The following is a 22,960-nucleotide window of genomic DNA, read 5'->3' on the forward strand; positions in this document are numbered from 1 at the left end:
GAATCTTGCCCCGTAAATCATTACTATTCGCCGAAGTTCCCTGACCATCGGCTAGTTGCCGACCGGGTCGTTCATCGGTAGGATTGTGTCCTTCGATTTCTTCCGCATTCGTATTATCACCGATGGAGAGATACAGCAGACCATCCGAACCAAAGGTTAAATACCCCGCCGAATGGCAACAGTAGGTTCGCTGGGTGGGTACTTCGAGCAAAACTTTTTTACTGGTTTCTATCAGTTTTTCGCCCTGCAGTTCATACCGAACCAGTTGACTTACGTTTCGTTCGCCGCCCAGTCCGTAGTAAAAATAAACCCAGTGATTGGTACTGAATTTCGGGTCGGCGGCTACCCCGAGCAGCCCATCTTCAATCCCACTGAACACGTTGAAATGAGCAATCGTTTTGAGCTGCCGTTCCTCAGCATCGTACAGTCGCACGGCTCCTTTCCGTTCCACCACCAGTACATTCAGATTGGGTAAAAGGGCCATCTGCATGGGTTCGTCGAAACCTTCGGCCAGGGTCATGTGGGTGAAACGACTACTATCCGGCGGCGTGGGTTGATACGCCGCCACGGAATGCGGCTGTTGACGCGGAACCATCGCCAACGCTCCGAGTACTGCTACCACTAAACTAAGCTTAAAATACGTCATTCGTCCTTCTATTGGTGTGATCAAAACGCAATGCGAAACGAATCAAAGGATTCCGTTCGCCAGGCCAGGTGCCGGGTCAGGGGTGAGGCCGCCAGCAGGGGCGAAAACGTACGCACCTGAATGGTTTTTCCATCCGGCAGAAACTCCAGAATCCGGAGCCAGCCATCGCCGCCGTTGCCGTGCCAGCCACCGCCTTCCCGCTGGGCATTAAAAAGCATCTGTGCTACTTTTTTACCGGCAGCATTCGGGTCTTCGCGGTATCCGACATGGCCTTCGTGACCTTCAGAATCGGCGACGTGCCCACAGATTAAAAATTGAAGGTTTCGGGAAGGAGCCAGCAGTTTCTCCCAGAGTTGCTGACCGTACGTCGGGCGACTCAGCGGATACGGTTCGGTATCAATTCGCTCGTTCTTTTTCAGCATCGAACGCAGGAAGCTATGCGTCAGTACCACGCCCCGATGGTTGGCAAAGCGGGGCTGACTGGCGATCTGTTTCGCCCAGGCTACGATTTCGGTACGGGGTAGAAATTCAAGCGAAAAAAGCAAAAGTTTGGGACCTACCGGGGGTGTAAATTCATAACAGGCATTTTCCAGCGTAGGTACCCCACTTTCGTTGGGTGCCATTTCAAGCAGTAAGGCGGCCGTTTGGGCGTTTCGCTCGGCGGGAAAGTAAGAATTGAACTGACTATACCGATTTTCCGAGTTTTTCATGCCGTAATCATGATTGCCCGTGGCCAGGATATAGGGCAAGGTACCGTCCAGCTTTTCGAAGTTACGCGACACGGCTTGCCATTGCTGGGTACTGGTCTGGTTGCCGTGCGTGCCGTCCGGATGAGCGTTCAGGTTCTGGTCCACTAAATCGCCCGTACAAAGTACCAATCGCGTATTCAAGCGAGCGGCATTTTCTTTGATCCAGCTCGTCATGAGATCCAGGATGGGCTGATTCTGCGAAAATTTGACGTAATTCTGAGGATCCGGCAGCAAAATCATACTCCAGGAATTGGGATCACTCAAGACCGGAACCTGAGCCCCGACCGTCCAGGGAAGCAGGAACAGCAGTACGAGTCGTTTCAGCAAAATAATACTAGGTTTAGAGGTTAACACAAGAGTTGTACTAGAGCAGATACTAATGACTTTTCGAACGAAATCCGCGTACGGGCTGATCGGTGTAGTAGAGGTACTCGCCCGCCACCAACTCATACGCCGGGTGCGGATTCAGAATTTTAATGGTAATAATGTGTGATCCTTTCGGAAGATGATACCGCCAGAACAACTCGGTACGACGTTGGCTGGGCTGGGTTGGAAAATTCGCTTCTTCGACTTTCGTTCCATCGATGTACAAAGCGGCCCGAAGCAGATGATTGGGAGCATCGCTCTGTTTTTTCCGAACGTGTCCCCGAATGACCAGTCCAATGGCTTCCGGCGTCGTAAAACGCAGCGAATCGCCAAAGGACTGAAACAAGGGCTTTTTCTCGACGGGGTAATGGCCTTTGAAATTCTCTTCCAACCGAACGGGTACAGGACGGGTCGTCTGAATTTCGACATTCTTCTCTCCTACCTTGCCCTGGTGCAGCCGAATCGTTTCCAGAGCCTGAGCGTAACTCAGCTCGTATACCGCGTTTAGAGAAAGGGAGGTGTACGAAAAAGGCAGATCTTCGGCTTTTTTAAGCGGGTTCAGCCAGTACGCCGGAATGTTTTGATACCCAATCATCGTCCCCAGAATGCCCGCGGCGGTGGAGGGGTTACAGTCCGAATCCTGACCAGTACGCGTGGTAATTTCCAGCGTTTGGGTAAAATCGCCTTTGCCGTACAGCAAACCCAGCACGACGTAGGCCGCATTGACTTTTGCATCAATATTCAGGGGTTGAAAAACCCCATCCGGACAGCCCACTTCTTCCGCCCATTTTCGCTGAATCTCGAACCAGGTTTTCTTCCAGTCGTCGGGATACTGTCGGTGCCAGTTGATGACGTCGTTGATACACTGGTAGAATTTACTCTGTTGGGGAATGGCCTTCAAGGCTTCCCGCACAACGTAATTGACATCGGTACTTACAAAAGCCAGCGAGTACATCGTTGCTACATAAACCCCACCGTACCAGCCATCGCCCGAATTCATGATGTGACCGATTTTATCCGTAATCTCAGCCGCTACGGTGGGCATGCCCGGCGTCATCAGACCCGCAAAATCGGCTTCAATCTGAAAGTCAATGTCATCGGCATGGGGGTTATTCAGGTAATGACCCGACTGGGGAGCCTTGATTCCCTGGAGAATGTTGTACCGCCCCGCCTGATTGGCGTGCCAGAGGTCGTAGCCCGCCCGGGCATACGCCTGGGCAAAGGAATCAACCGGAGCGGTAAGACCACATCGCTGGAAAACCGAGACGAAGGTTAAATCCATGTAAATGTCATCATACAGCCCCGGAAAGGTTTGCATGGCTTTTCGAACGTAATCCTCACTCCAGGGAATGGTTTGTCCATCCGGGATGAAGGTGCCCAGGTGCACAAATTCCGTCGGCCAGCCGAAGGTTACGCCAATGGTTTGTCCGGCCCAGCCTCCTTTGATTTTATCCAGCAGCGTTTCCCGAGTTATGGTCACTTTTCCGGTATTTGTACGGGGGAGGGAGGTTTGTCCCTCCACCCGTACGCATAACATCCATAGCCCAATTAGCCAGTAACAGCCCTTTTTCGTCATGCCTTTCTATTTACTTTGCGTGACTACGATCCAGTACGAACGGACATTCTGCCGTCCCGAAATAATATCGATTTTAAAGGGCTGGCTCATATTCATCAGGCCCATGGCGGGCCGGGCCTCGGCGTCCGATGGAATGGAGCCGCGAAGCTTCAGTTCCTGCAAATTGATCGCCAGTCCGGTAGCCGTTTTTTGCGGCACCGTGACCCGTACCGTATCGCCAGCGGCATTGAACACGCCGTTGTAGCGAGCACTGTTTTCGTCGGCTCCGGGCACATTCACCCACACGGCCGTCAGGGTATTATCGTCGTTGCGGGGTTTCACGTCCGGTGAGTCGCAGGCGGCGAGTAGCGTTAAAGCTGCCAAAGCGAAGATGGATCTCATACAACTTAGGAGTTTACCAGCCCTGGATTTGAGACAGTGCCGGGTTGTTAACAATTTCAGCCGCGGGCAGCGGGATGTAGTACGTGTTAGCCCCGAAGAAGCGGTCTTGCTTGTCGCTGTCTACCACTTCGTAGCGGACACTTCCGTCCGCCTGAAGGATCGGGCGATGCCCATGTACGCGTCGGTTATTCAGTACGATGTGAGCCTTCCGCCAGCGTCTGAGATCCCAGTAGCGGTGGCCTTCAAACGCCAGCTCCACAATACGCTCGTGTTCCACTGCCGCCATCAGGTCGGCTTCGCTGGCCGCGGTTACGCCGGGCAGACCCACCCGCTTGCGTACCTTATCCAGCATCTCTTTGGCTTTGACGTACTGACCCGTTTTGGCCAGTGCTTCCGCGTGAATCAGTAAAATTTCCGCGTAGCGAAGTTCGATTGATTGTTGCTCCCCCGCGTTTCGGATGGGATCTACGTTGGTGGAGTCCACGTATTTTCGGAGATAATAGCCCGTAACCGTTCGTTTCGGATCGGCCACTGAACCGTAATCGATGTACGCATCCGTACCGGTAGCGATGTTGAGCGTACGACCTTTCCAGGTTCCACCGTGGTAGAGGATGGTTCCGTAAAAACGCGGCTCCCGTCCCCGGTACGGACTCGCTGCCATGGCCGGATTAGTCCAGGAGAAGCTGCGGCCATCGGCCATTTCAAAGGCATCGGAAAGTTCGGCGGTGGGTACGCCCTTGGCTCCGTTGGCCGGAACATCCGCCGGTGGGGCGTAATCCCGATCAAACGTGTTAGTCAGCGAAGGCCGGATGTAGTTGAAACCCCAAATGAGTTCCTTGTTATTCTTGGTACTGAACACACTGGTAAACTGCGGCAAAAGCTGGTACACGCCTTTGGCTTCCAAATCCACCACGGCTTGAGCCGCCGCCGCTGCATTGCGGTAGTACTGCGGAGCTTTAGCCGTGGGCACGCCCGTCAGCGGGTCGCTGTTGTACTGTTTTTTGTCGTACTCCGCCACCGAGGCCGCGTAGAGCCAGGTACGGGCCAGCAGAGCATACGCCGCCCCTTTGGTGGCCCGGCCCAGGTCGGCCGTGGCTCGGGTTTCGGGTAGATACTGGGCGGCAAAGGCCAGATCGCGGGCAATGAAGTTCCAGCATTCATCTTCCGACGACCGCGGATTGTTATTATCCGTTACTGGTTTTTCCAGCAAAATCACGCTGCCGTGCAGTTTGACCAGCCAGAAGTACACGTAGGCCCGCAGGAAACGAGCTTCGGCGTGGTACACGTTCCGGATGGTGGAATCGCTGAACGTCTGGTACTGATCGGTGCCGTTCAGAAAATTATTGATGGCGAAAATCCGGTTGTAGGCCGTTCCCCAGTACGAAAAAGTCGGATTCGCTGCCGTAATACTCGCCGGGTTAAAGGCCACCATATTCGCCGTACCGTTGCCACTGGAAATGGACGTGTTTTTAATTAGGTCGGTCAGGGCATCGGTATTGTTGGCGTAGCCCAGGGGCATGGTGCCAAAGGCAAAATCACCGAGCACGGAATACTGGTCCAGCAGGTACAGCTTGGCGTTGTTTTCGTTGGCCCAGACCGTCACGTCGGTATAGCGATCCCGCGGCGTGACGTCGAGTTTACAGGACTGAAGCAGTCCGAGCAGCAGGCTACATACGCTGGCTACTACGATGAGTCTTGATTTCATGAGCTTCCGTCTTAAAAGGTGATGTTGGTTCCGATGGAAAATACGCGTTGCTGCGGGTAGAACCCGGCCTGTACGACGCTGGGCGTTTCCGGATCGGCGTATTTGATTTTGTCGAAGGTCAGCAAGTTGGACCCCGCCGCGTAGAATCGCCACTGCTGAATTTTCAGTCGGCTCAGGAAATCTTTGGGTAGTGAATAGCCAATCTGCAAGGATTTCAGTCGCAGGTAACTACCGTCCCGCACGAAGAAGGAGTTCTGATACCCGTTCTGGTTGGTCAGTCCCGCTTTGTTAGCGGTTAACCGTGGGTACTTGGCGTTGGGATTATCCGGTCGCCAGGAGTCTTCCACCAGAAAGTATGGACTGTTTCCATTACCCGCAAACGTCTGCGTATAGACTGTGTTGCCCTGTACGCCGCTGTTGTACACGCCCGCCAGAATCACGTTGGAGCGAGCCGCTCCCTGCAGCAGGGCGGAGAAATCGAAGGGGCCGTATCCCGCCTGCAAATTCAGACCGTACATAATCTCGGGCGTGTTGCTGCGACCGATGCGGGTCACATCCTGCTCAAACGAGATTTTGCCGTCGCCGTTCAAATCCACGTACTTCACGTAGCCCGGAGCACCCGGACCGTAGGGAAAACTCGGTCCGCGATCCACTTCTTCCTGCGTTTGATACAGTCCATCCACCAGGAATCCAAACTTTGTATTTACGGGATGCCCCACCCGCCGCTGAGCTGCCGGGGCATTCACAGATTCATTAATCCGCAGGACGCGGTTGTGAGCGTAGGTGAAGTTCCCAATGATCTTGTAGGAAAGCTTATTGTGCTTTTTGCTGTAGGCTAGTTGCAGATCCACGCCCCGGTTATCCACCTTACCCGCGTTGACCGTTGAAGCGAAATTCCCGCCTACGGAAGGAGCATACACGCCACTTTGTCCCGTAAGAATATTGGAGGTTACCTTGTAGAAATAATCTACTTCCAGGCTCAGATTGCTATTCCAAAGTCCCACTTCTACCCCGCCATTGTACATGGTAGCTTCTTCCCAGGTAATTCTCGGATTGGCCGGAGCCGTATTGTACAAGGTCGAAACCACCTGATTGCCGATGGCTACCGTAGGCGTCGTACGAAGCTGGAAGGAATTCAGGTACTGGTAAATACCGACGACATCATTCCCTAGTTTACCCGCCGATAGGCGAAGTTTGAAAAAGTTGATCGGGGTATTCAGCGGTTGCCAGAAATTCTCCTTACTCAACACCCAGCCCAGCGATGCTGAAGGGAAAAAGCCCCAGCGGGTACTCTCGGGAAAGTTAACTGAGGCATCGTAGCGAGCGGCTACTTCGAATAGATACTTGTCGTCGTAAGTATAGTTGACCCGACCTACGTAACCACCCCGCTTGTACTGCGTGCTGCTGCCGGTAGCGGCCCGCAGATCCTCGGCGGCCTTACTACCAAAGTTCAGATCCAGCAGATCGGTGATGGGGAAGTTCCGGGCCTGAGCCCCGAAACCGTTGGTACCCCATCCCGAATATTCATAGAGTAACAGACCGTTGAAGGCATTTTTACCGAAGGTTCGGTCATACAGGATGGAAGGTTGAAAAGTCGTCCGATAGCTGTGGGAGTAATCCTGAATGAGGTTATTGACGTTGTAGGCACTCATCCGGGCGGGCGTCCAGAGCCAGCCGTTGGCGTTACGGTTCCGCACGGCCAGCATCGCTGGTTCCACAAAGGTTTTTACTTCCGTAATCGTCTTGTCGTAACTCACCAGCAAACGAGCCTGAAGTCCCTGTACACCGGGGATTTTCACGTTCATCGATAAGTTACCGTTGAAGGTAGTAGCCTCGGCATTCCGGTTGCCAATGTCATTCACGGCCACGATGGGGTTTCCGACGCCCGCATCGGTATTACCCCCGACGGGTAAACCCGCGGGATTGAACATTGGCAGGTTCGGCTGCATCCGCTGGGCCAGGATGAAGGGGTTCTGATAGTTCTGATCCGTGGGTGCCAGAGCCGGATTCATCCGATCTTCCATCCGAACAGTCAGGTCCAGCCGCGTGGAGATAAAATCGTTGACATCGGCATCAATATTCGTCCGGACGTTATAGCGTTTGTAATTAGTGTTCTTGATGACGCCGTTCTGGTTCCAGTATCCTAGCGTCGTGAAGTACCGAACGCGATCCGTACCGCCATTGACGGAGACGTTGTGGTACTGGCTGACGCTTGTATTATTGGTCAGCATACCCACCCAATCCGTATTGCCGAGAAACTCCGACTGATTGGTACCGTTTGCCAAAGACGCAATTTCTTCGTCGGTATACGTCAGAGCAAAGGGCGTTTTCCCCTGCGAAACGAGGTACTGATTATCCAGTTCTTCAGCCCGTTTGTACCACCGCATGTAATCCGGCCCGCTCAGGAATTTGGGGAATCGCGTATTGGTGTTTTGGGAGAAGTTGGTTTCGTAGGTAATCGTCGGTTTACCCGTTTTGCCGCGTTTCGTAGTAATCAGAATGACCCCGTTGGCGGCCCGGGCTCCGTAAACGGCTGCCGCCGAAGCATCTTTCAATACGCTGACGGTTTCAATTTCATTCGGATCCAGGGCAGTGAAGGGTCGCTCGATACCATCTACAATCACCAGCGGAGCATTGCTACCCGTGGTGCTGATACCGCGTACGTTGATGGTGGCGTTGTCGGCTCCGGGCTGACCGTAGGGTTGCGTAACGATGACCCCCGGTAAGCGGCCCGCCAGTACGTTCGAAACGTTCAGCGGGGGAGCCTGCTTCAACTGATCGGCTCCAATCTGAGCGACAGAGCCCGTCAGGGTGGAACGCCGCTGCTGGGAGTAGCCGACGACCACGACCTGATCGAGTTCCTGCGAGGAAGAGGTTAAGGAGATGTTTATTTGGGATCGGTTCTGTACGGTAATTTCCTGCCCCTGATACCCGATCGATGAAAAAACCAGTACGGCATTTTCGGGAACATTGGGCAGGGAATACTCCCCGCTCCGATTGGTCGTCACGCCCTGCGAGGTATTTTTTATGACGACGTTGACGCCCGGCAGCGGTTCACCCGTGGTCGCGTCGCTTACTTTTCCCTGAACGGTCAACGCAGCCATCAGGGGCATGGTCAGGGAGGTCGCCGAAATGCGTTCGGACCGCGAAAGATTCGTCAGATTCTCGAGCGGAACGAACTTGTTCGGCAAGAGGTTGACGGCCGAAGTATTGGATTTCTTCTCTTCCGAAACGATGTAAAACGAGTCGCTTACCTTTTTAAAAGTCAGGCCATACGGTTTCAGCAACTGTTCCAGGGTTTGTTCGAGGGAAGTATATTTCCGAAAATCCTTCACCCGTTTTTTACTGACCAGTTCAGGGTTGTACAAAATCGAAACTTTGTACTGCTTTTCCACTTCCTGCAAGCGATGCTCCAGACTCTGGCCGCTCGCCGATGCTTCCCGAACCTGTTCCTGACCCGCCCGAACGATTTCCTGAGCCTGTACACCCGGTGGGCCGCAGAGGTACATGAAGGCGGGCAGTCCATACAAAAATGTAATACGTTTTTTCATCGAAACATGAATTAGTGTGGTACCAATCAAGACATAGAATTCCTGGGGATGTCCTAGGAGGGATATCCGAACGCGTACGAATGCTAAAGGGATGATTTATCGGGACTGATCCGTGAGGTAGATGCGGCCTTCCTCCTGACGAATGCTGACTTTGCAGGCTTCGGCGATGCCTTCTAATAATACGTTTACATCATTGGTGGGCAGCGAACCCGACATACGACGGTCGAGCAGCGATGCCTTTTCTACGTTGACACGATAGCCGTAGGTGTCTTCGAGTACTTCGGTGAGTTCTTTTAAGGACGTATTTCGCAGAATAAGTTTGTGATCTTTCCAGGCTGAATACAGCGAGGCGTCTACTTGTTTCAGGGTGTAATTTTCAGGGATACGGGCAAACTCTACCAGTTGGCCGGGTTTCAGTATAATGGAATCGGCCTGAGCTTTTTCGTTGATTAGACACTGTACTTTGCCTTCGTTCAGTACCACCCGCGTTTTGGCTTTCCGGCGGCTGACGGTAAACTGCGTCCCGAGTACGTTCACCCGGAAGTTATCGGCCGTTACGACGCTAAAGCGGCGATGGTCTTTGGTATGGACTACTTTAAAATACGCTTCGCCCGTGAGTTGTACCTCCCGATTTCCCGTCCATTGCTGCGGATACGAGAGACTCGAATTTCCGTTCAGCGTTACTTCCGAACCATCGGGCAAGGTAAACGTACGCGTCTGTCCGTAACCCGTTTTCTGTACCAGCATCGGTACCGTAGATTCGGGTGTGCCTGGAGCATTCCGACTTACATAAAACCAAAGCGTAGCCAGAGCGAGTACAGCTACTACACCAGCGGCCATTCGTCGCCAGCTTCGACGCAAGGGCACGACGGGCGTTTCCTCTTCCGGTTCAGCTGGGTCGAGGCGACTTTGCATCTGATTCAGCATTTTCTCCTCCAGAGCCTGCCGGGCCTGCGTATCCAGCTGGTCGGTCAGCGAGGGGCGGTTCTCAAACTGATCGTACCAAACGTCGAGTTCGGTACGCTCGGCTGGCGTGGCCTGCCCCCTTTGTACTTGCTGTAACAGAAAAGTGAGTCGTTCCTGAGTCATGCGGTTGGTTACGTAAGCCAGCGGATTCCCTGCGTAGGCTTTCTATTCGGTAAGTCACACAAGTCGAAAACTTCCGCCAAAAGCGAAACAAAAAATTTTAAATTATTTTTCAGTATCCTGATTATCAGAAGGAATTTTCCTAGTCAAAAGAAGGTAACCTCTCGCTCAGACTAACAGATTAGCGGCCAGCAAAAGCATAAACAGATGCTCTTTCAGGTGAAGACGCAGTAGTTTCAGGGCTTTAGCCATCTGTTTTTCAACCGTATCTATGGGAAGTTCCAGGAGTTGAGCAATCTCCCGGTAGGTGTAGTGCTCCTGTCGACTTAGCTCGTACACCCGCCGGTATTTTTCGGGGAGCTGGGCCACGCCAGCGTCGAGGGCTCGTTGCAGTTCTTCGTAATACAGCTGATCTTCGACGAGGTTGGCCTCGTAGTCGTCGCCCCGCTGTAGCACATAATCCAGATGGGCTTTTTTCGTCAGCAGGGAACGGATGTAGTTATAGATCCGGTAGCGAAGGGCGGTAAAGAGGTACACTTCCAGGGAAGTTGTAATTTCCAGATGCTGGCGTTTGGACCAGAGATCCAGAAATAATTCCTGAACGATCTCCTCACAATCTTCACGAGTCTGTACCCGCCGGTACGCGGAATCATAAAGCCGACGCCAGTATTTTCGGTATAAGACCTCAAAAGCAGAACGATCGTCCTGCTTGAGCAGGGCGATCAGCGATTCATCGGTATGAGGTGATTGAATCTGAATAAGCAGAGGATCAGTTGTTTATCAATAAAGCTGGCAATATAAAATTCCCTTGCCAGAATTACACGGCTTGGGCGTTATTAAATCGTTATGCCTGGCCCCAATTAGCTTTTGAGTGGAAAAAAGGATCAGTTATGAACGATTTTAGACTAATAAATTAGCATTTGTCAGGCTGAGTATAGTCTATACCTAATAAGTCTGCTGTACTCTTAAAACAATTTATTTATCTTAGGACGTTTTTACCGTCAAATTCATCCCCCTTAACTTTAAAACCCTGTCTGAAGTACCCATGGCTTCTTCTATCTCAGATGCAGACCTTCCTGGTTTAGCCGCCTATTTGTTTACCCGTCGGGAAGCTATCCTCAATCATTGGCGTAATCAATGCGAACAGGATACCACCCTGCTCAATGTTTCTGGCCTTGCCCGCGAAGAATTCAACAATATGATTCCGCTCTTGTTGACGATCCTTCACCAACGTCTTCAAAAGGAACCGGAAGGCAATGATCCCGTAGAAATTGCGGCCGCCCACGGCTTACACCGCTGGCAAAAAGGCCTGACGTTGAAGAACTTACTAGCCGAAATCAATTACCTGTACGCGGGTGTGATTCGGGAGCTTCAATTGTACCGGGAATTTTTTCCGGATAGTGATGCCGACATTTTGATTAGGAGCTATCAGGAAGTGGATCGACTGAAAACCGAAACCATGCTGGGTAGTGTGCGGGAATACGATCAGCAACAGCAGATCGCCGCCGCCAGCCGGGCCAATCGCCTGCAGTATACACTGGATCAGTTGCAGGAAATGACCCGCCTTCGGGGGGATTTGTTACGGACCTCCTCGCATGATCTCAAAAGCAGTTTTGGCGTCGTGCGTAATGCCGCCATCTTGCTGGATCAGGCCGAAAAACCCGAAGAAGAACGGACGAAGTTACTGCAAATGCTGAACCGCAATCTGGGAAATATCCACGAGATGCTACAGCAACTCACGGATTTGTCCCGTCTGGAAGCGGGCTACGAAGTACTCGACATTCAGCATTTTGATGCTTCACAACTTCTTTATGGACTCGTGGAAAGTGCCCAGCCCCTGGCAGCTCAGAAAGGACTGATCTTACGGGCCGATGGCCCGCCCGAATTACTGGTGTCGAACGATTCCGTGAAGATTCACCGCATTGTGCAGAATCTGCTGCTCAATGCCATCAAATACACGCAAACCGGAATCGTTTCCGTCTCCTGGTCCAAAGAAGGTGATTTTCGCTGGTACATCAGCGTACAGGATAGCGGACCGGGTTTATCCGATGGGCTCGTCGCTCTGTTTTCCAAACAACTCCTGCCAAAAGCAGAAGAGTCAGCCGTACTTGAGCGGGATTTTTCGGAGGTTGATGAAATCCCCAATCTTACGAGTGAAGAGCTTGATCATGCTACTTCCCAAGGCTTGCCCGTTAGCGAAGGGGTAGGTTTACTGATTGTGAAACGCCTCTGCGAATTACTCGGCGGCATGGTGGAGATTGAATCCATTATTGACGTGGGTACGCTTTTCCGAATTCGTCTCATGCTCGAACATAAAGCCTAATCGTCCAATGATCCGGTACACAACTACGTACCGGATCATTGGACTGGATTTCTCTTCCAAAGATCTGCTTCCCTGGGTTGCTGCCTTTTCTTTCCTGACGTACTTTCTTGAATAACGTATAGTGGTGGAATGTTTTTTTCCTAGAATGACCTGATCCGGGTTCATCCCCGTTCTTCCTTCATTCTGAAACAAGATAGCTCATCAACCAATCCACGCTATGAAAGAAAAAATCTCATTCAAAGGCATCTGGGAAGTTTTAAAAAACGCTTTTTCCGGATTCTCGGACGACAAGGTCACGAAACTGGGGGCCTCCCTTTCGTACTATACGGTGTTCTCGATGGGGCCGCTGATCATTGTGATCATTTCGCTCTGCGGTATTTTTCTGGGCCGTGAAGCCGTGGAAGGGCAGATTTACGAAACCCTCAACGGATTTCTGGGCAAGGAATCAGCTCTGCAATTACAGGATATTGTGAAAAAAGCGGCCGTCAGTGGTAAGAGTAATATGGCCGCCGTAATTGGTTTTGGTACGCTGCTGCTGGGGGCAACGACGGTATTCGCGGAAATTCAGGATTCGATCAATACCATCTGGGGGATCCGGGCGAAACCGAAGAAAGGCTGGCTGAAAATGATTCAGAATCGTTTCCTTTCTTTTTCCGTGATTGTGAGTTTAGCGTTTATTCTGCTGGTTTCCTTAGCCGTTACGTCTTTACTCGACGGGATCAGTGGCCGTCTGCAAGCCCGCTTTTCGGATGTATCCGTTATTGCCTTTTATATTGTTAATCAGCTGATTACCTTCGCCGTTATTTCGATCATCTTTGGGGTGGTATTCAAGGTTTTACCCGATGCCAAAATCAAATGGAAGGACGTACGGGCGGGTGCCATGGTAACGGCAGTGTTGTTTATGATCGGGAAATTTGGTATTTCCTTCTATATCGGTCAGAGCGACGTGGGCGGTACCTACGGAGCCGCTGGATCATTGGTTATTGTGTTGCTTTGGGCCTATTACTCTTCCCTGATTCTGTACTTCGGAGCCGAATTTACGAAGGCTTATGCCATTAAATATGGTTCAGCCATTCACCCGAGTGAGTATGCTGTAACGATCAAAGAGGTGCAGGTGGAAGCGGGAAGCAAATCCATTCAGCAAACGGAAAAAGAGAAAGAGAAGGTTGTTTAGAATCAGTACGTTCCCAGAATTAATAGGTTCCCAGGGTTGTAACCCTGGGCTACGAAAATGGAACCCCGCTGGGGTTCTTTTTTTGTACTTATTAAACCGCTCAAACATTCTCACACTTTAAACCAGTTCAAACCCCAAACATTTTCAAACCCTCCACTCCTTAAGCCCCTGGCGGCTCCTTCAGAGCCAGACTGATGAGTTCAGCCGTATTCTTGACATTTGCTTTTCGGAGAATACTCGCCCGCTGGTTGGCAACGGTGTTCGGACTGGTATCGAATCGACGGGCAATTTCCTGATTACTAAGGCCTTCCGTCAGGCAACCCAGTACCTGAGCTTCCCGGCTGGTGAGTTTATTCCAGATCGAGGCATTCGTAGTGACTTCCATGCGGGCCTTGGGTTTCGCCAGTACCAGTTGCTTAATAATGACGCTTGAGGCCGAAGGCGGATAGTATAGATCGCCCGCTGCTACGGTACGGATGGCCTGAAGAATTTCCTCATCGTCCGTATCTTTCAGTAAGTAACCCGACGCTCCGTACTGCACGGCACTGAGAATGTAATCCGGATGATTGTGCATACTGAAAATCAGCACTTTCACCTGAGGAAACTGCTGAGCCGTCATGCGGCTGACTTCAATGCCCGAAAGTCGCGGCATGGTAATATCCAGCAATAACACGTCGGGGTGAAGCTGGGGCAGCAGTTCCAGAGCCTCGTCGCCGTCGGCGGCTTCGCCCACAATTTGCAGGTCCGTTTCGTCTTCCAGTAAGGTACGGATTCCTTTTCGTACCATCGAGTGATCATCCGCAATCAGAATTCGTATCGCCATTGTTTTTCGTTTAGCCTAGCGGCAAATGTACTTCAATACAGGTTCCTCTTCCGGGTATAGAATGCAGTTGAAATGTAGCCTGCAGGAGTTGAGCCCGCGTTTGCATGTTTTCCAGCCCGCTCCCGTCGCGGCCGGAAGTTTCGGCGATGCCCACGCCATCGTCCTCAATACGCAGGGTTACGGCCTTGGGCTGGTAATGCAAAACTAAGGCAATCTCCCCGGCTTTGGCATGTTTAAGAGCATTGGTGACAGCTTCCTGAGCAATGCGGTACAGGGCAATTTCCTGAGCCGGAGCCAGTCGCCTTTCTTCGCCCTGCTGTTCGAAACGAATCGCACAACTGGCTGATTTACTGAGCTGGTCAGCCAGTAACTGCAAGGAAGCCGCCAATCCGTAATCTCCCAGCAAGGTCGGCATCAGGTTATGGGAAATCTGCCGGGTGGTCTGGATAATGAGCTGAATGGATTCCACCAGTTCATCGGCCCGCTGCCGTTGCCGCTCTTCGGGAAAGGGCACTTTCCGAAATTTAGCCGCCTGCAGGTACAGGCCCGTCAGCATTTGCCCGATCCCATCGTGCAGTTCGCGGGCAAAGCGGCGGCGTTCTTCCTCCTGCCCTTCCAGCAAAGCCGCCGAGCGGATATGGTCTTCCCTTCGTTGCAACGCATGCTGTTCATCACTAAGCCGCAGGACTTCTTCCTGCGTCGTGCGTAATTCTTCGTTCGCCACGGCCAGTTGCTCATTACTTTCCTGCAAAGCCTCTTCCGACTGGGTCAGTTGACGAATGACTTGCTTCGTGTACTGCACCACGGGTCGAAATACAAACAATCCTTCCAGTAACAGCGTCAGTAGGGTCGCTAGTGTCAGTATGGTTTCCAGCCGTTCCAGTTCATTGACCCGGGCCGTACTTTCCGCGTCAAACTGGAAAACCAGGGCATTCATCCGCTGGAGAAAAACGGGTTCCTGTTTCAGTAATTCCGTGAGCGTCTGTCGTTGCTGATCCGGCGTTTGTCCCGGCGTATTTACCCGAACGAAGCTTTGGTACATGGACTGAAAGACGGGTTCCAATTGTTGAGACATCCGGTCAATCGTTGGACTCCGGCGTACCGTGTACTCTTTTTCCATCATCAGTACACCCGCCCTTAACTGTTCATGACTCGTTTTCAGGCTTTGCAACAGCGAATCGTACAATACCGAGTCTGTACTGGGCAGAGGGGCTATACGCAGCAAAGCCAGCTTGGTAAGTCGCTGGCTAAGCATTCGCTGACGGCCGGCTACATTCAGTACCCGGCTGTCAGCGTAGTGCGTATGGATGGTTTGACGAATGAACCATAGTCCTCCGATACTCAGCAGGGCAATGACGTGCAGGGCCAGCAGATAATAACGGGTCAGACGGCGGGCTACCTGCCGGTCGAGTGCATTCATACGTCAATATACACCTGACCGTCGATGATTTGAATGGGAAACGTGGAAATCTGGTAGTGTTCGTCGGTCAGACACTGGCCCGTTTGCAGGGAAAACGTCTTTTTATGAAACGGACACGCCACTTTCGGTTCCTCGCCCTGACTGCCGATCATGCCCCGCGAAAGCACCATCTGCTGCCGGTGGGGACACTGGTTGTCGGTGGCGTACCACTCGTTAGTGCGGGAAAAATTGAAAATGGCAATCTGCCGACCGTCGATGAGTACGCAGGCTCCGCCGTCGGCGGGAACGTCTTCTACACGGCAGGCCCGGTGCCAGGTGGTTACGGGAGAAAGTACTTCCATGAGTGAAACGGGATGAACGTATAACAGTGAATACCTGGGTTTATTTCCATTCTTTGGCCTGAACCTGCGTCCGTAAGGGGGCAAATTCCAGCGTGGGATCTTTCTGTTCCGGAGCGTTTACGAAGTGCGTAAACCGCTTGCGTAATTCGGGATTTTCCACAACTTCTTTCCACTCACACTGGTACATCTGGATCAATTGCTGCATTTCCGCTTCCAGATCGGCCACGATGCCTAATACGTCGTCCACGACAACGGCTTTGAGGTAACTCATACCGCCTTCCAGCTTGTTGAGCCAGGTGGCCGTACGCGTCAGCGGATCGGCGGTTTTGATGTAGAACATCAGGAAACGGTCGATCAGCCGGATACAGGTTTCCTTGTCCACGTCGGCCGCCAGTAACTGGGCGTGCTGGGGCTTGGAGCCACCGTTGCCGCCCACGTAGAGGTTCCAGCCCTTTTCGGTCGCAATGATGCCAAAATCCTTGCTCTGGGCTTCGGCACATTCCCGAATACAACCCGAGACGCCCGATTTGAATTTGTGCGGAGCCCGAACGCCTTTGTACCGTTCTTCAAGTTCGATGGCGAACGATACCGAGTCCTGTACCCCAAACCGGCACCAGGTCGATCCGACGCAGCTTTTTACCGTACGCAAAGCTTTCCCATAGGCGTGACCACTCTCAAAACCAGCGGCGATGAGTTCTTCCCAGATGTAGGGTAAATCGCCGACGTGAGCCCCGAATAGATCAATCCGCTGGCCACCCGTAATTTTGGTGTACAGGTTGTATCGCTTGGCGACCTGACCGATCACAATCAGCTTGTCGGGCGTAATTTCACCACCGGGAATCCGGGGTACGACCGAGTAACTACCGCCCTTCTGAATATTCGCCAGGAAACGGTCATTGGAATCCTGAATCACCGCCCGACCCTGTTCGAGTACGTTTTCATTCCACAAACTGGCCAGTACCGAAGCCACCAGAGGCTTGCAGGTTTCGCAGCCGTGACCCTTTCCGAAGTGATCAAGTACGGAATTGTACGTCTTGAGTTTATTAATCCGGATCAGGTCCAGCAATTCCTGACGGGTATAGTCGAAGTGTTCACAAATGATGTTTCGCACGTATACCCCCTGCTGTTTCTGCACCGCCTGAATGAGGTCTTTGACCATCGGCGTACAGCCCCCGCAACCCGTACAGGCTTTGGTGCTCTTTTTCAGGGCATCGACGGAGGTATGTCCGTTTTCGGAAATTTCGTGACAGAGCTGGGCTTTCGTGATGGCTTCGCAGGAACAGATCAGGGCATCGTCGGGCAGGCTCATCACGCCGGCACCCGCTTCTTCCCCACCCCGCGAGCCCAGAATCAGGTCTTCCGGGTTGGGCGGCAGCACCGTCTGGTTTTTGCAGGTTTGCAACAACATGTTGTACTGCTCGGCTTCGCCAACCAGAATGCCTCCCAACAACGTTTTGCCATCCGAACTCACGTTGATGCGTTTGTAGATGCCTTTGGCTTTGTTTTCGTAGGCAATGGTCTGGCAGTCGGGTTCCTGAGCGAAGGGATTACCGAAGCTGGCCACATCGACGCCAATGAGTTTAAGCTTGGTGGAAAGATCGTAGGGTTTAAATTCCTTGCTTTCGCCTACCAGCTGAGAAGCCACTACGTCGGCCATTTCGTATCCCGGAGCCACCAGTCCGTAAATCATCTGATGCACCAGGGCACATTCCCCAATCGCAAAAATGGACGTATCAGAGGTTTGCAGGCAGTTATTCACCAGAATACCGCCCCGGGGGTGCGTTTCCAGTCCGGCTACTTTCGCCAGCTCGTCGCGGGGACGAATACCGGCGGAAATGATGAGCATATCCACGTCGAGTACCGAACCATCGGCGAACTGCATGCCTTCGATGGTTTCATTTCCCAGCAGGCATTGCGTGGACTTGGACAAATGAATCTGTAAGCCCAGGGATGATAATTTGCGTTGCAGAATGCCCGATCCCGCTTCATCAATCTGACGCGGCATTAACCGGGGAGCAAATTCGACCACGTGGGCTTCCGCCAGACCTAAATCCAGCAGGGCTTTTGCGGCTTCCAGACCCAGCAAACCGCCGCCGAGTACGGCTCCTTTTTTTGCCTTCCGGGCGTAGGACTGGATCAGGTCCAAATCTTCGAGCGTACGATAGACGAATACACCATCTTTTTCCACGCCTTCCAGCGGCGGCACGAAAGCTCCGGAACCCGTTGCCAGCACCAGATAATCGTAGGGAACGACCAGACCGTGGTGCGAGCGAACCTGCTTGCGTTCCCGGTCAATGTCCACCACCGGATCCGATAAATATAGCTCGATTCCGTTTTCCTGGTACCAGTTCAGTGGTGCCATCGAAAGATCGTCGGCGGTTTTCCCGGCAAAGTATTCACTTAAGTGGACGCGGTCGTAGGCAACGCGGGACTCTTCCCCAAATACCGTTACCCGAAACGCGGATCCTTTTTTTGCCTTGGCCAGGAGTTTCTCACAAAACTTGTAGCCGACCATGCCATTGCCAATGACGACTACCCGTACTTCTGTTTGTGGATTCATAGTTGTTTTTAACTATTTAACTAGTACAAGCCCGTTGTATCTTTGAACATTTCCAAGAAACCACCCCCGTGCTCTCTCTTTTGATACGGTCAAAAATAAATCGTCAAAAACACAAATCCTAATATTTTCTTTTACAAATAGTTATTTTTAAAACCTATTTTTAATGTTTTTCATTGTTTTTTAAAATTTCACCTCTATTTTTGAACCAACAATCAGCTATAGTTACAATTCATTATATATAGTACATAACTGATAGTAACTCAAACGAGCAAAGGCATGGAAACACGCATCACCCTGGTAGGAGCTGGTCCCGGAGACGAGGAGTTAATCACCCTGAAAGGACTACGGGCTCTGGAGCAGGCCGACGTTATATTATATGACGATCTGGCTAATCAGGAACTCCTGCGATACGCTCCTACGGGTGCGATGAAGCAATACGTGGGCAAGCGGGTAGGACGGCCTTCCTTTTCGCAGGAAGAAATCAATGCTTTGCTGGTGTCACTGGCGAAACAGTATGGTCACGTGGTACGTCTGAAGGGGGGCGATTCGTACGTGTTTGGCCGGGGTCACGAGGAATACGTGTACGCCCGCGAGCACGGCATCGACTGTCAGATTATTCCGGGGATATCCAGTTGTATCGCCGTACCCGCCTCACAGCACATTCCGGTAACCCGGCGGGGCGTGAGTGAAAGTTTCTGGGTCATTACCGGAACGACGCGTCACGGCGAGCTATCGGAGGACCTCAAGCTGGCCGTACAATCCAGGGCTACCGTAGTAGTACTGATGGGTTTGCAGAAAATTCAGGAATTGTGTCAGTTATATATTAACCACGGTCGCGGAGAGCTACCCATGGCCGTCATTCAGAACGGAACCCGGCCCGATGAACGTTGCGTGCTGGGTCAGGTCTGGGAAATGCCGGAACGGGTAGCTGCCCACGGCGTGGGGGCTCCGGCAGTACTGGTGATCGGTGAGGTAGTAACGCTGCATCCGGCCTACATCCGCGAGTGTCTGGCTGCTGTATCTTGTGAATAATCAGGTTCTTACAAAATCCAATCCATAAAAAAAAGAACCGATCCGGTGCGGGGGCACCTTTGGATCGGTTACTTGGGGCTTGTTCATGGTTCACACAAACGTTTCAAAGGAAATGGAAAAACAGACGTAAAGCAAATCCAGTCTCTCGCTGGCGACGATCTGTCGCCGCCTACCGCTCTTCGTACTGGCCCTGCCGCAGGTCAGAAGTACTTACGCGTTGCATACCATTCTTCCGGTAGTACGAAATCCTTTCCGATGAAAAAAATGTATCTGATGGTACTGGCTCTTGGTGGAGCCAGCTGCATCGGCCCGACTGCTCATGCCCAGCTTTCTCTGACGGGACAGCTTCGCACCCGAACCGAACTTCGGGATGGGTACGGCAATCTGGCCCCCCGAGGAAGTCAAGCGGCCGTTTTCACCTCCCAGCGTACCCGATTGAGTTTTGGCTATCAGGCTAGCCGTCTTCGCATGAATGTAACGCTTCAGGACGTACGCGTCTGGGGCCAGGATGCTTCCAGTATTTCCGTAGCGGATGGCAATCGCCTGTCCGTACACGAAGCCTGGGGCGAAATTCAGCTCATCAACCGGGCGGATACGACGCTTAAATTCCGTCCCATCGACGAATTGTCGCTGAAAGTCGGGCGGCAGGAGCTGGTGTACGACGATGTGCGGTTACTGGGTAATCTGGACTGGCTACAGCAGGGCCGTCGCTTCGATGCCGCCTTACTCAAATTCCGGCATCAGGGCTGGAAACTGGATCTGGGCGGCGGTTTCAATCAAAATTCCGACGCCTTTGACCTGACGGGTACCAGCTATATCCCCGGCAATGTACCGACGACGGCTTTGTCTACGAAAAATACGTTACTGCCTCTGCCTTCCGGTTTTATTCCGATTAGTGGCAAAAACGGGGCTCCGATTCTGACCAATGCCGTGAGTACAAATGGACAAACGCAGCAGTTCAAAGCTTTTCAGATGGCCTATCTGCAACGCAGTATCCGGCAACAGACGTTTTCTGCCTTGTTCTTCAAAGATGACTTTTCCAAATACCGTATAGACAGTATCGGTAGCGAATCAAGTGGCTACGTCTACGGACGAAAATACGACGTACCGGGCGTGCATTCCCGCTTGACCTACGGAGCCATGTTACTCGGAAAACTGAGTAAACGCGTGAATTATCAGGCTTTCGGTTACCTGCAAAGCGGTCGTGACCGGGATGGCTTACGCATCCGGCAGGCGTATCACTACGGTGGTAATGCGTTTGTGCAGCAGGGCCATTTTAGTTTTGGACTCGGTTATGAAGTGCTTTCGGGTAATAAGTCTGGTCTGAAGACCGGGGAGACTTCCCGCTTTGATCCCCTGTACGGCACGCCGCATCGGCATTGGGGCTACATGGACTACTTCTACGTAGGCACGGGCTCACCGAGTGGGGGCTTACAGGACAGCTTTTTCAAGAGCAAATACGCTCACAAACGCCTGACCGCTAGCTTCGACGTACATTATTTTGCTCTGGCCTCGCCCGTACTCAACCGAAGTATAGACGGTACGCTTCCTTCTAGTATTCAGGGCAGCCTGGGCTGGGAATACGATTTCGTAGCCACGTATCTGCTCAACTCCTTCACTTCACTTGAACTGGGTTACAGCTTCATGCAGGGCAACAATCGCCTGGAATACGTCAAACAAAACACGGTCAATCAGAAAGACAAACAGGGTCAGTGGGCGTATTTGATGCTCAACATCCGTCCGGACTTTTTAGCTAAAAATCAATCTTCCCGATGAAATCTACCCAGCAACCACTCGACACCCTGCCGCTGTTCAGTTTCCGTGGCATCCAGATGCGTACCTTTCATTTAACCTGGCTGACTTTCTTTGTCTGCTTCTTCGGCTGGTTTGGGCTGGCTCCGCTCATGCCCGCCATACGAGCCGACCTGGGGCTAACGAAGGCCCAGGTCGGTAACACCATCATTGCGGCCGTTTCAGCCACGATTTTCGCCCGTTTGATCATCGGAAAACTGTGTGATACCTGGGGACCCAGAAAAACCTATACGGCTTTGCTGGTGATCGGTTCCCTACCCGTTATGCTTGTTGGACTAGCCCACGATTACCTCACGTTTCTCCTGTTCCGTCTGGCGATTGGGGTGATTGGAGCTTCGTTTGTCATTACGCAGTTTCATACGTCCATGATGTTTGCTCCAAAAATCAAAGGTACGGCCAATGCCGTGGCCGGTGGTTGGGGCAATCTGGGTGGTGGCGTGACGCAACTCGCCATGCCTTTGATCATGACGCTGATTATGGGGCTGGGTTTCGTCAAATCCGACGCCTGGCGACTCGCCATGATTGTACCGGGTCTGCTGATGCTGGTGATGGCTTTTCTGTACTATCGTTACACCACCGATACGCCAGCGGGCAATTTTGAAGACCTGCAACGGCAGAATGCCGGTACGGCGGCGGGTAGTTTCCGCGAAGCTTGTACGGACATTCGCGTCTGGGCGTTGGCTCTGGCGTATGCCTGCTGTTTCGGTATGGAAATTACGTTTGACGGCGTAGCGGCTCTGTACTTTTTCGATCAGTTCAGTCTGGGCGAAACGGAGGCGGGTTTCTGGGCCATGTTATTCGGATTCATGAATCTCTTTGCCCGGGCGATGGGCGGCGTAGTAGCCGACCGCGTGGGTCAACGGTATGGGATGCGGGGGAAAGGCTTTCTCCTGGCCGTACTACTCTTGCTGGAAGGACTGGGCATTCTGCTTTTCGCTCAATCGGGTACCTGACGATGGCGATTGTTTCCATGCTCACCTTCGCTTTGTTCCTGAAAATGGCCAATGGCAGTACCTATGCTCTGGTACCTTTCATCAACCCTAAAGCCCTGGGCGTTATTTCCGGTGTAGTTGGGGCGGGTGGTAACCTGGGTGGTATGCTGATGGGCTTTTTGTTCAAATCGCAGAGCATCAGTTACGGACAGGCCTTTTTCTACATTGGAGCGGCCGTAGTAATCATCGGTGGATTGCTGTTCCTGATCAATTTTGGCAAAAGTCGCGTAGCGGAGCCAGCGGAAGCGGTGACGTTGCAAACCGTATGATTTAAGAGCATATAAACTGGGTTTCGTCCCGGAAGCACGGCTGGTCGTTAGTCCATATCGCGAACACCGCTGACTTTATCCTGCTCCAGGCCACCGCATTGCGGATAAAGTAGGCGACTTATCGCGATAGGACGGGGATCGGGTTTATGTCGTC

Annotated in this window: 16 protein-coding genes and 1 pseudogene; 5 read left to right on the forward strand and 12 right to left on the reverse strand. The window is 52.3% G+C overall.

Annotated features, from left to right (window positions below; translation table 11 throughout):
* The 8 genes from BWI93_RS27010 to BWI93_RS27045 all read right to left on the reverse strand — a co-directional run.
* The coding region (locus BWI93_RS27010) for a sorbosone dehydrogenase family protein (RefSeq protein WP_255158094.1) at positions 1 to 646 on the reverse strand (646 nt) is incomplete at its 3' end.
* Between the two features lie 20 nt (positions 647 to 666).
* On the reverse strand, positions 667 to 1,722 hold the full coding sequence (locus BWI93_RS27015) for a metallophosphoesterase (RefSeq protein WP_217902351.1): 1,056 nt from the start codon (positions 1,720 to 1,722) through the stop codon (positions 667 to 669).
* 49 nt (positions 1,723 to 1,771) lie between these two features.
* Positions 1,772 to 3,337 (reverse strand): ADP-ribosylglycohydrolase family protein, encoded by a 1,566-nt coding sequence (locus BWI93_RS27020; protein WP_217902352.1) that lies wholly within the window; start codon positions 3,335 to 3,337, stop codon positions 1,772 to 1,774.
* A 6-nt stretch (positions 3,338 to 3,343) separates the two neighbouring features.
* Entirely contained in the window at positions 3,344 to 3,718 is a 375-nt protein-coding gene (locus tag BWI93_RS27025; protein WP_094817047.1) for a hypothetical protein, read from the reverse strand.
* 13 nt (positions 3,719 to 3,731) lie between these two features.
* A complete protein-coding gene (locus tag BWI93_RS27030) occupies positions 3,732 to 5,423 on the reverse strand; it encodes a RagB/SusD family nutrient uptake outer membrane protein (RefSeq protein ID WP_094817048.1) in 1,692 nt (563 codons plus the stop codon).
* A gap of 11 nt (positions 5,424 to 5,434) precedes the next feature.
* Positions 5,435 to 8,974: a SusC/RagA family TonB-linked outer membrane protein gene (locus BWI93_RS27035; RefSeq protein WP_094817049.1), complete on the reverse strand. Its 3,540-nt coding sequence runs from the start codon at positions 8,972 to 8,974 to the stop codon at positions 5,435 to 5,437.
* 96 nt (positions 8,975 to 9,070) lie between these two features.
* Positions 9,071 to 10,063 (reverse strand): FecR family protein, encoded by a 993-nt coding sequence (locus BWI93_RS27040; protein WP_094817050.1) that lies wholly within the window; start codon positions 10,061 to 10,063, stop codon positions 9,071 to 9,073.
* Positions 10,064 to 10,228: 165 nt separating this feature from the next.
* Entirely contained in the window at positions 10,229 to 10,825 is a 597-nt protein-coding gene (locus BWI93_RS27045; protein WP_094817051.1) for an RNA polymerase sigma-70 factor, read from the reverse strand.
* Between the two features lie 280 nt (positions 10,826 to 11,105).
* Between BWI93_RS27045 and BWI93_RS27050 the strand changes: the two genes are divergently transcribed.
* Positions 11,106 to 12,383 (forward strand): sensor histidine kinase KdpD, encoded by a 1,278-nt coding sequence (locus tag BWI93_RS27050; RefSeq protein ID WP_094817052.1) that lies wholly within the window; start codon positions 11,106 to 11,108, stop codon positions 12,381 to 12,383.
* Positions 12,384 to 12,600: 217 nt separating this feature from the next.
* Positions 12,601 to 13,557: a YihY/virulence factor BrkB family protein gene (locus tag BWI93_RS27055; RefSeq protein WP_094817053.1), complete on the forward strand. Its 957-nt coding sequence runs from the start codon at positions 12,601 to 12,603 to the stop codon at positions 13,555 to 13,557.
* A gap of 160 nt (positions 13,558 to 13,717) precedes the next feature.
* Here BWI93_RS27055 and BWI93_RS27060 read toward each other — a convergent pair whose 3' ends face one another.
* From BWI93_RS27060 to nirB, 4 genes are read right to left on the reverse strand one after another with little or no spacing between them, the layout of a single operon-like run.
* Positions 13,718 to 14,380 carry a response regulator transcription factor gene (locus BWI93_RS27060; protein ID WP_094817054.1) on the reverse strand — a complete coding sequence of 221 codons (663 nt, stop codon included), beginning with the start codon at positions 14,378 to 14,380 and terminating at the stop codon, positions 13,718 to 13,720.
* A 10-nt stretch (positions 14,381 to 14,390) separates the two neighbouring features.
* The gene (locus tag BWI93_RS27065; protein WP_094817055.1) at positions 14,391 to 15,800 is read right to left on the reverse strand and encodes an ATP-binding protein; all 1,410 of its coding nucleotides are present in this window, start codon (positions 15,798 to 15,800) and stop codon (positions 14,391 to 14,393) included.
* On the reverse strand, positions 15,797 to 16,141 hold the full coding sequence (nirD, locus tag BWI93_RS27070; protein WP_094817056.1) for a nitrite reductase small subunit NirD: 345 nt from the start codon (positions 16,139 to 16,141) through the stop codon (positions 15,797 to 15,799). Before nirD ends, BWI93_RS27065 begins: the two co-directional genes overlap by 4 nt.
* A 40-nt stretch (positions 16,142 to 16,181) precedes the next feature.
* The gene (nirB, locus tag BWI93_RS27075; RefSeq protein ID WP_094817057.1) at positions 16,182 to 18,701 is read right to left on the reverse strand and encodes a nitrite reductase large subunit NirB; all 2,520 of its coding nucleotides are present in this window, start codon (positions 18,699 to 18,701) and stop codon (positions 16,182 to 16,184) included.
* 276 nt (positions 18,702 to 18,977) lie between these two features.
* Between nirB and cobA the strand changes: the two genes are divergently transcribed.
* From cobA to BWI93_RS27090, 3 genes and pseudogenes are all read left to right on the forward strand, one after another.
* Positions 18,978 to 19,733: a uroporphyrinogen-III C-methyltransferase gene (gene cobA, locus BWI93_RS27080; protein WP_094817058.1), complete on the forward strand. Its 756-nt coding sequence runs from the start codon at positions 18,978 to 18,980 to the stop codon at positions 19,731 to 19,733.
* Positions 19,734 to 19,988: 255 nt separating this feature from the next.
* A complete protein-coding gene (locus BWI93_RS27085) occupies positions 19,989 to 21,509 on the forward strand; it encodes an alginate export family protein (protein WP_094817059.1) in 1,521 nt (506 codons plus the stop codon).
* Positions 21,506 to 22,806, forward strand: a pseudogene (locus BWI93_RS27090) (NarK family nitrate/nitrite MFS transporter). Before BWI93_RS27085 ends, BWI93_RS27090 begins: the two are co-directional and overlap by 4 nt.
* Positions 22,807 to 22,960: the final 154 nt, after the last annotated feature.

Source organism: Siphonobacter sp. BAB-5385, from assembly GCF_002261125.1.
Lineage (GTDB): Bacteria > Bacteroidota > Bacteroidia > Cytophagales > Spirosomataceae > Siphonobacter.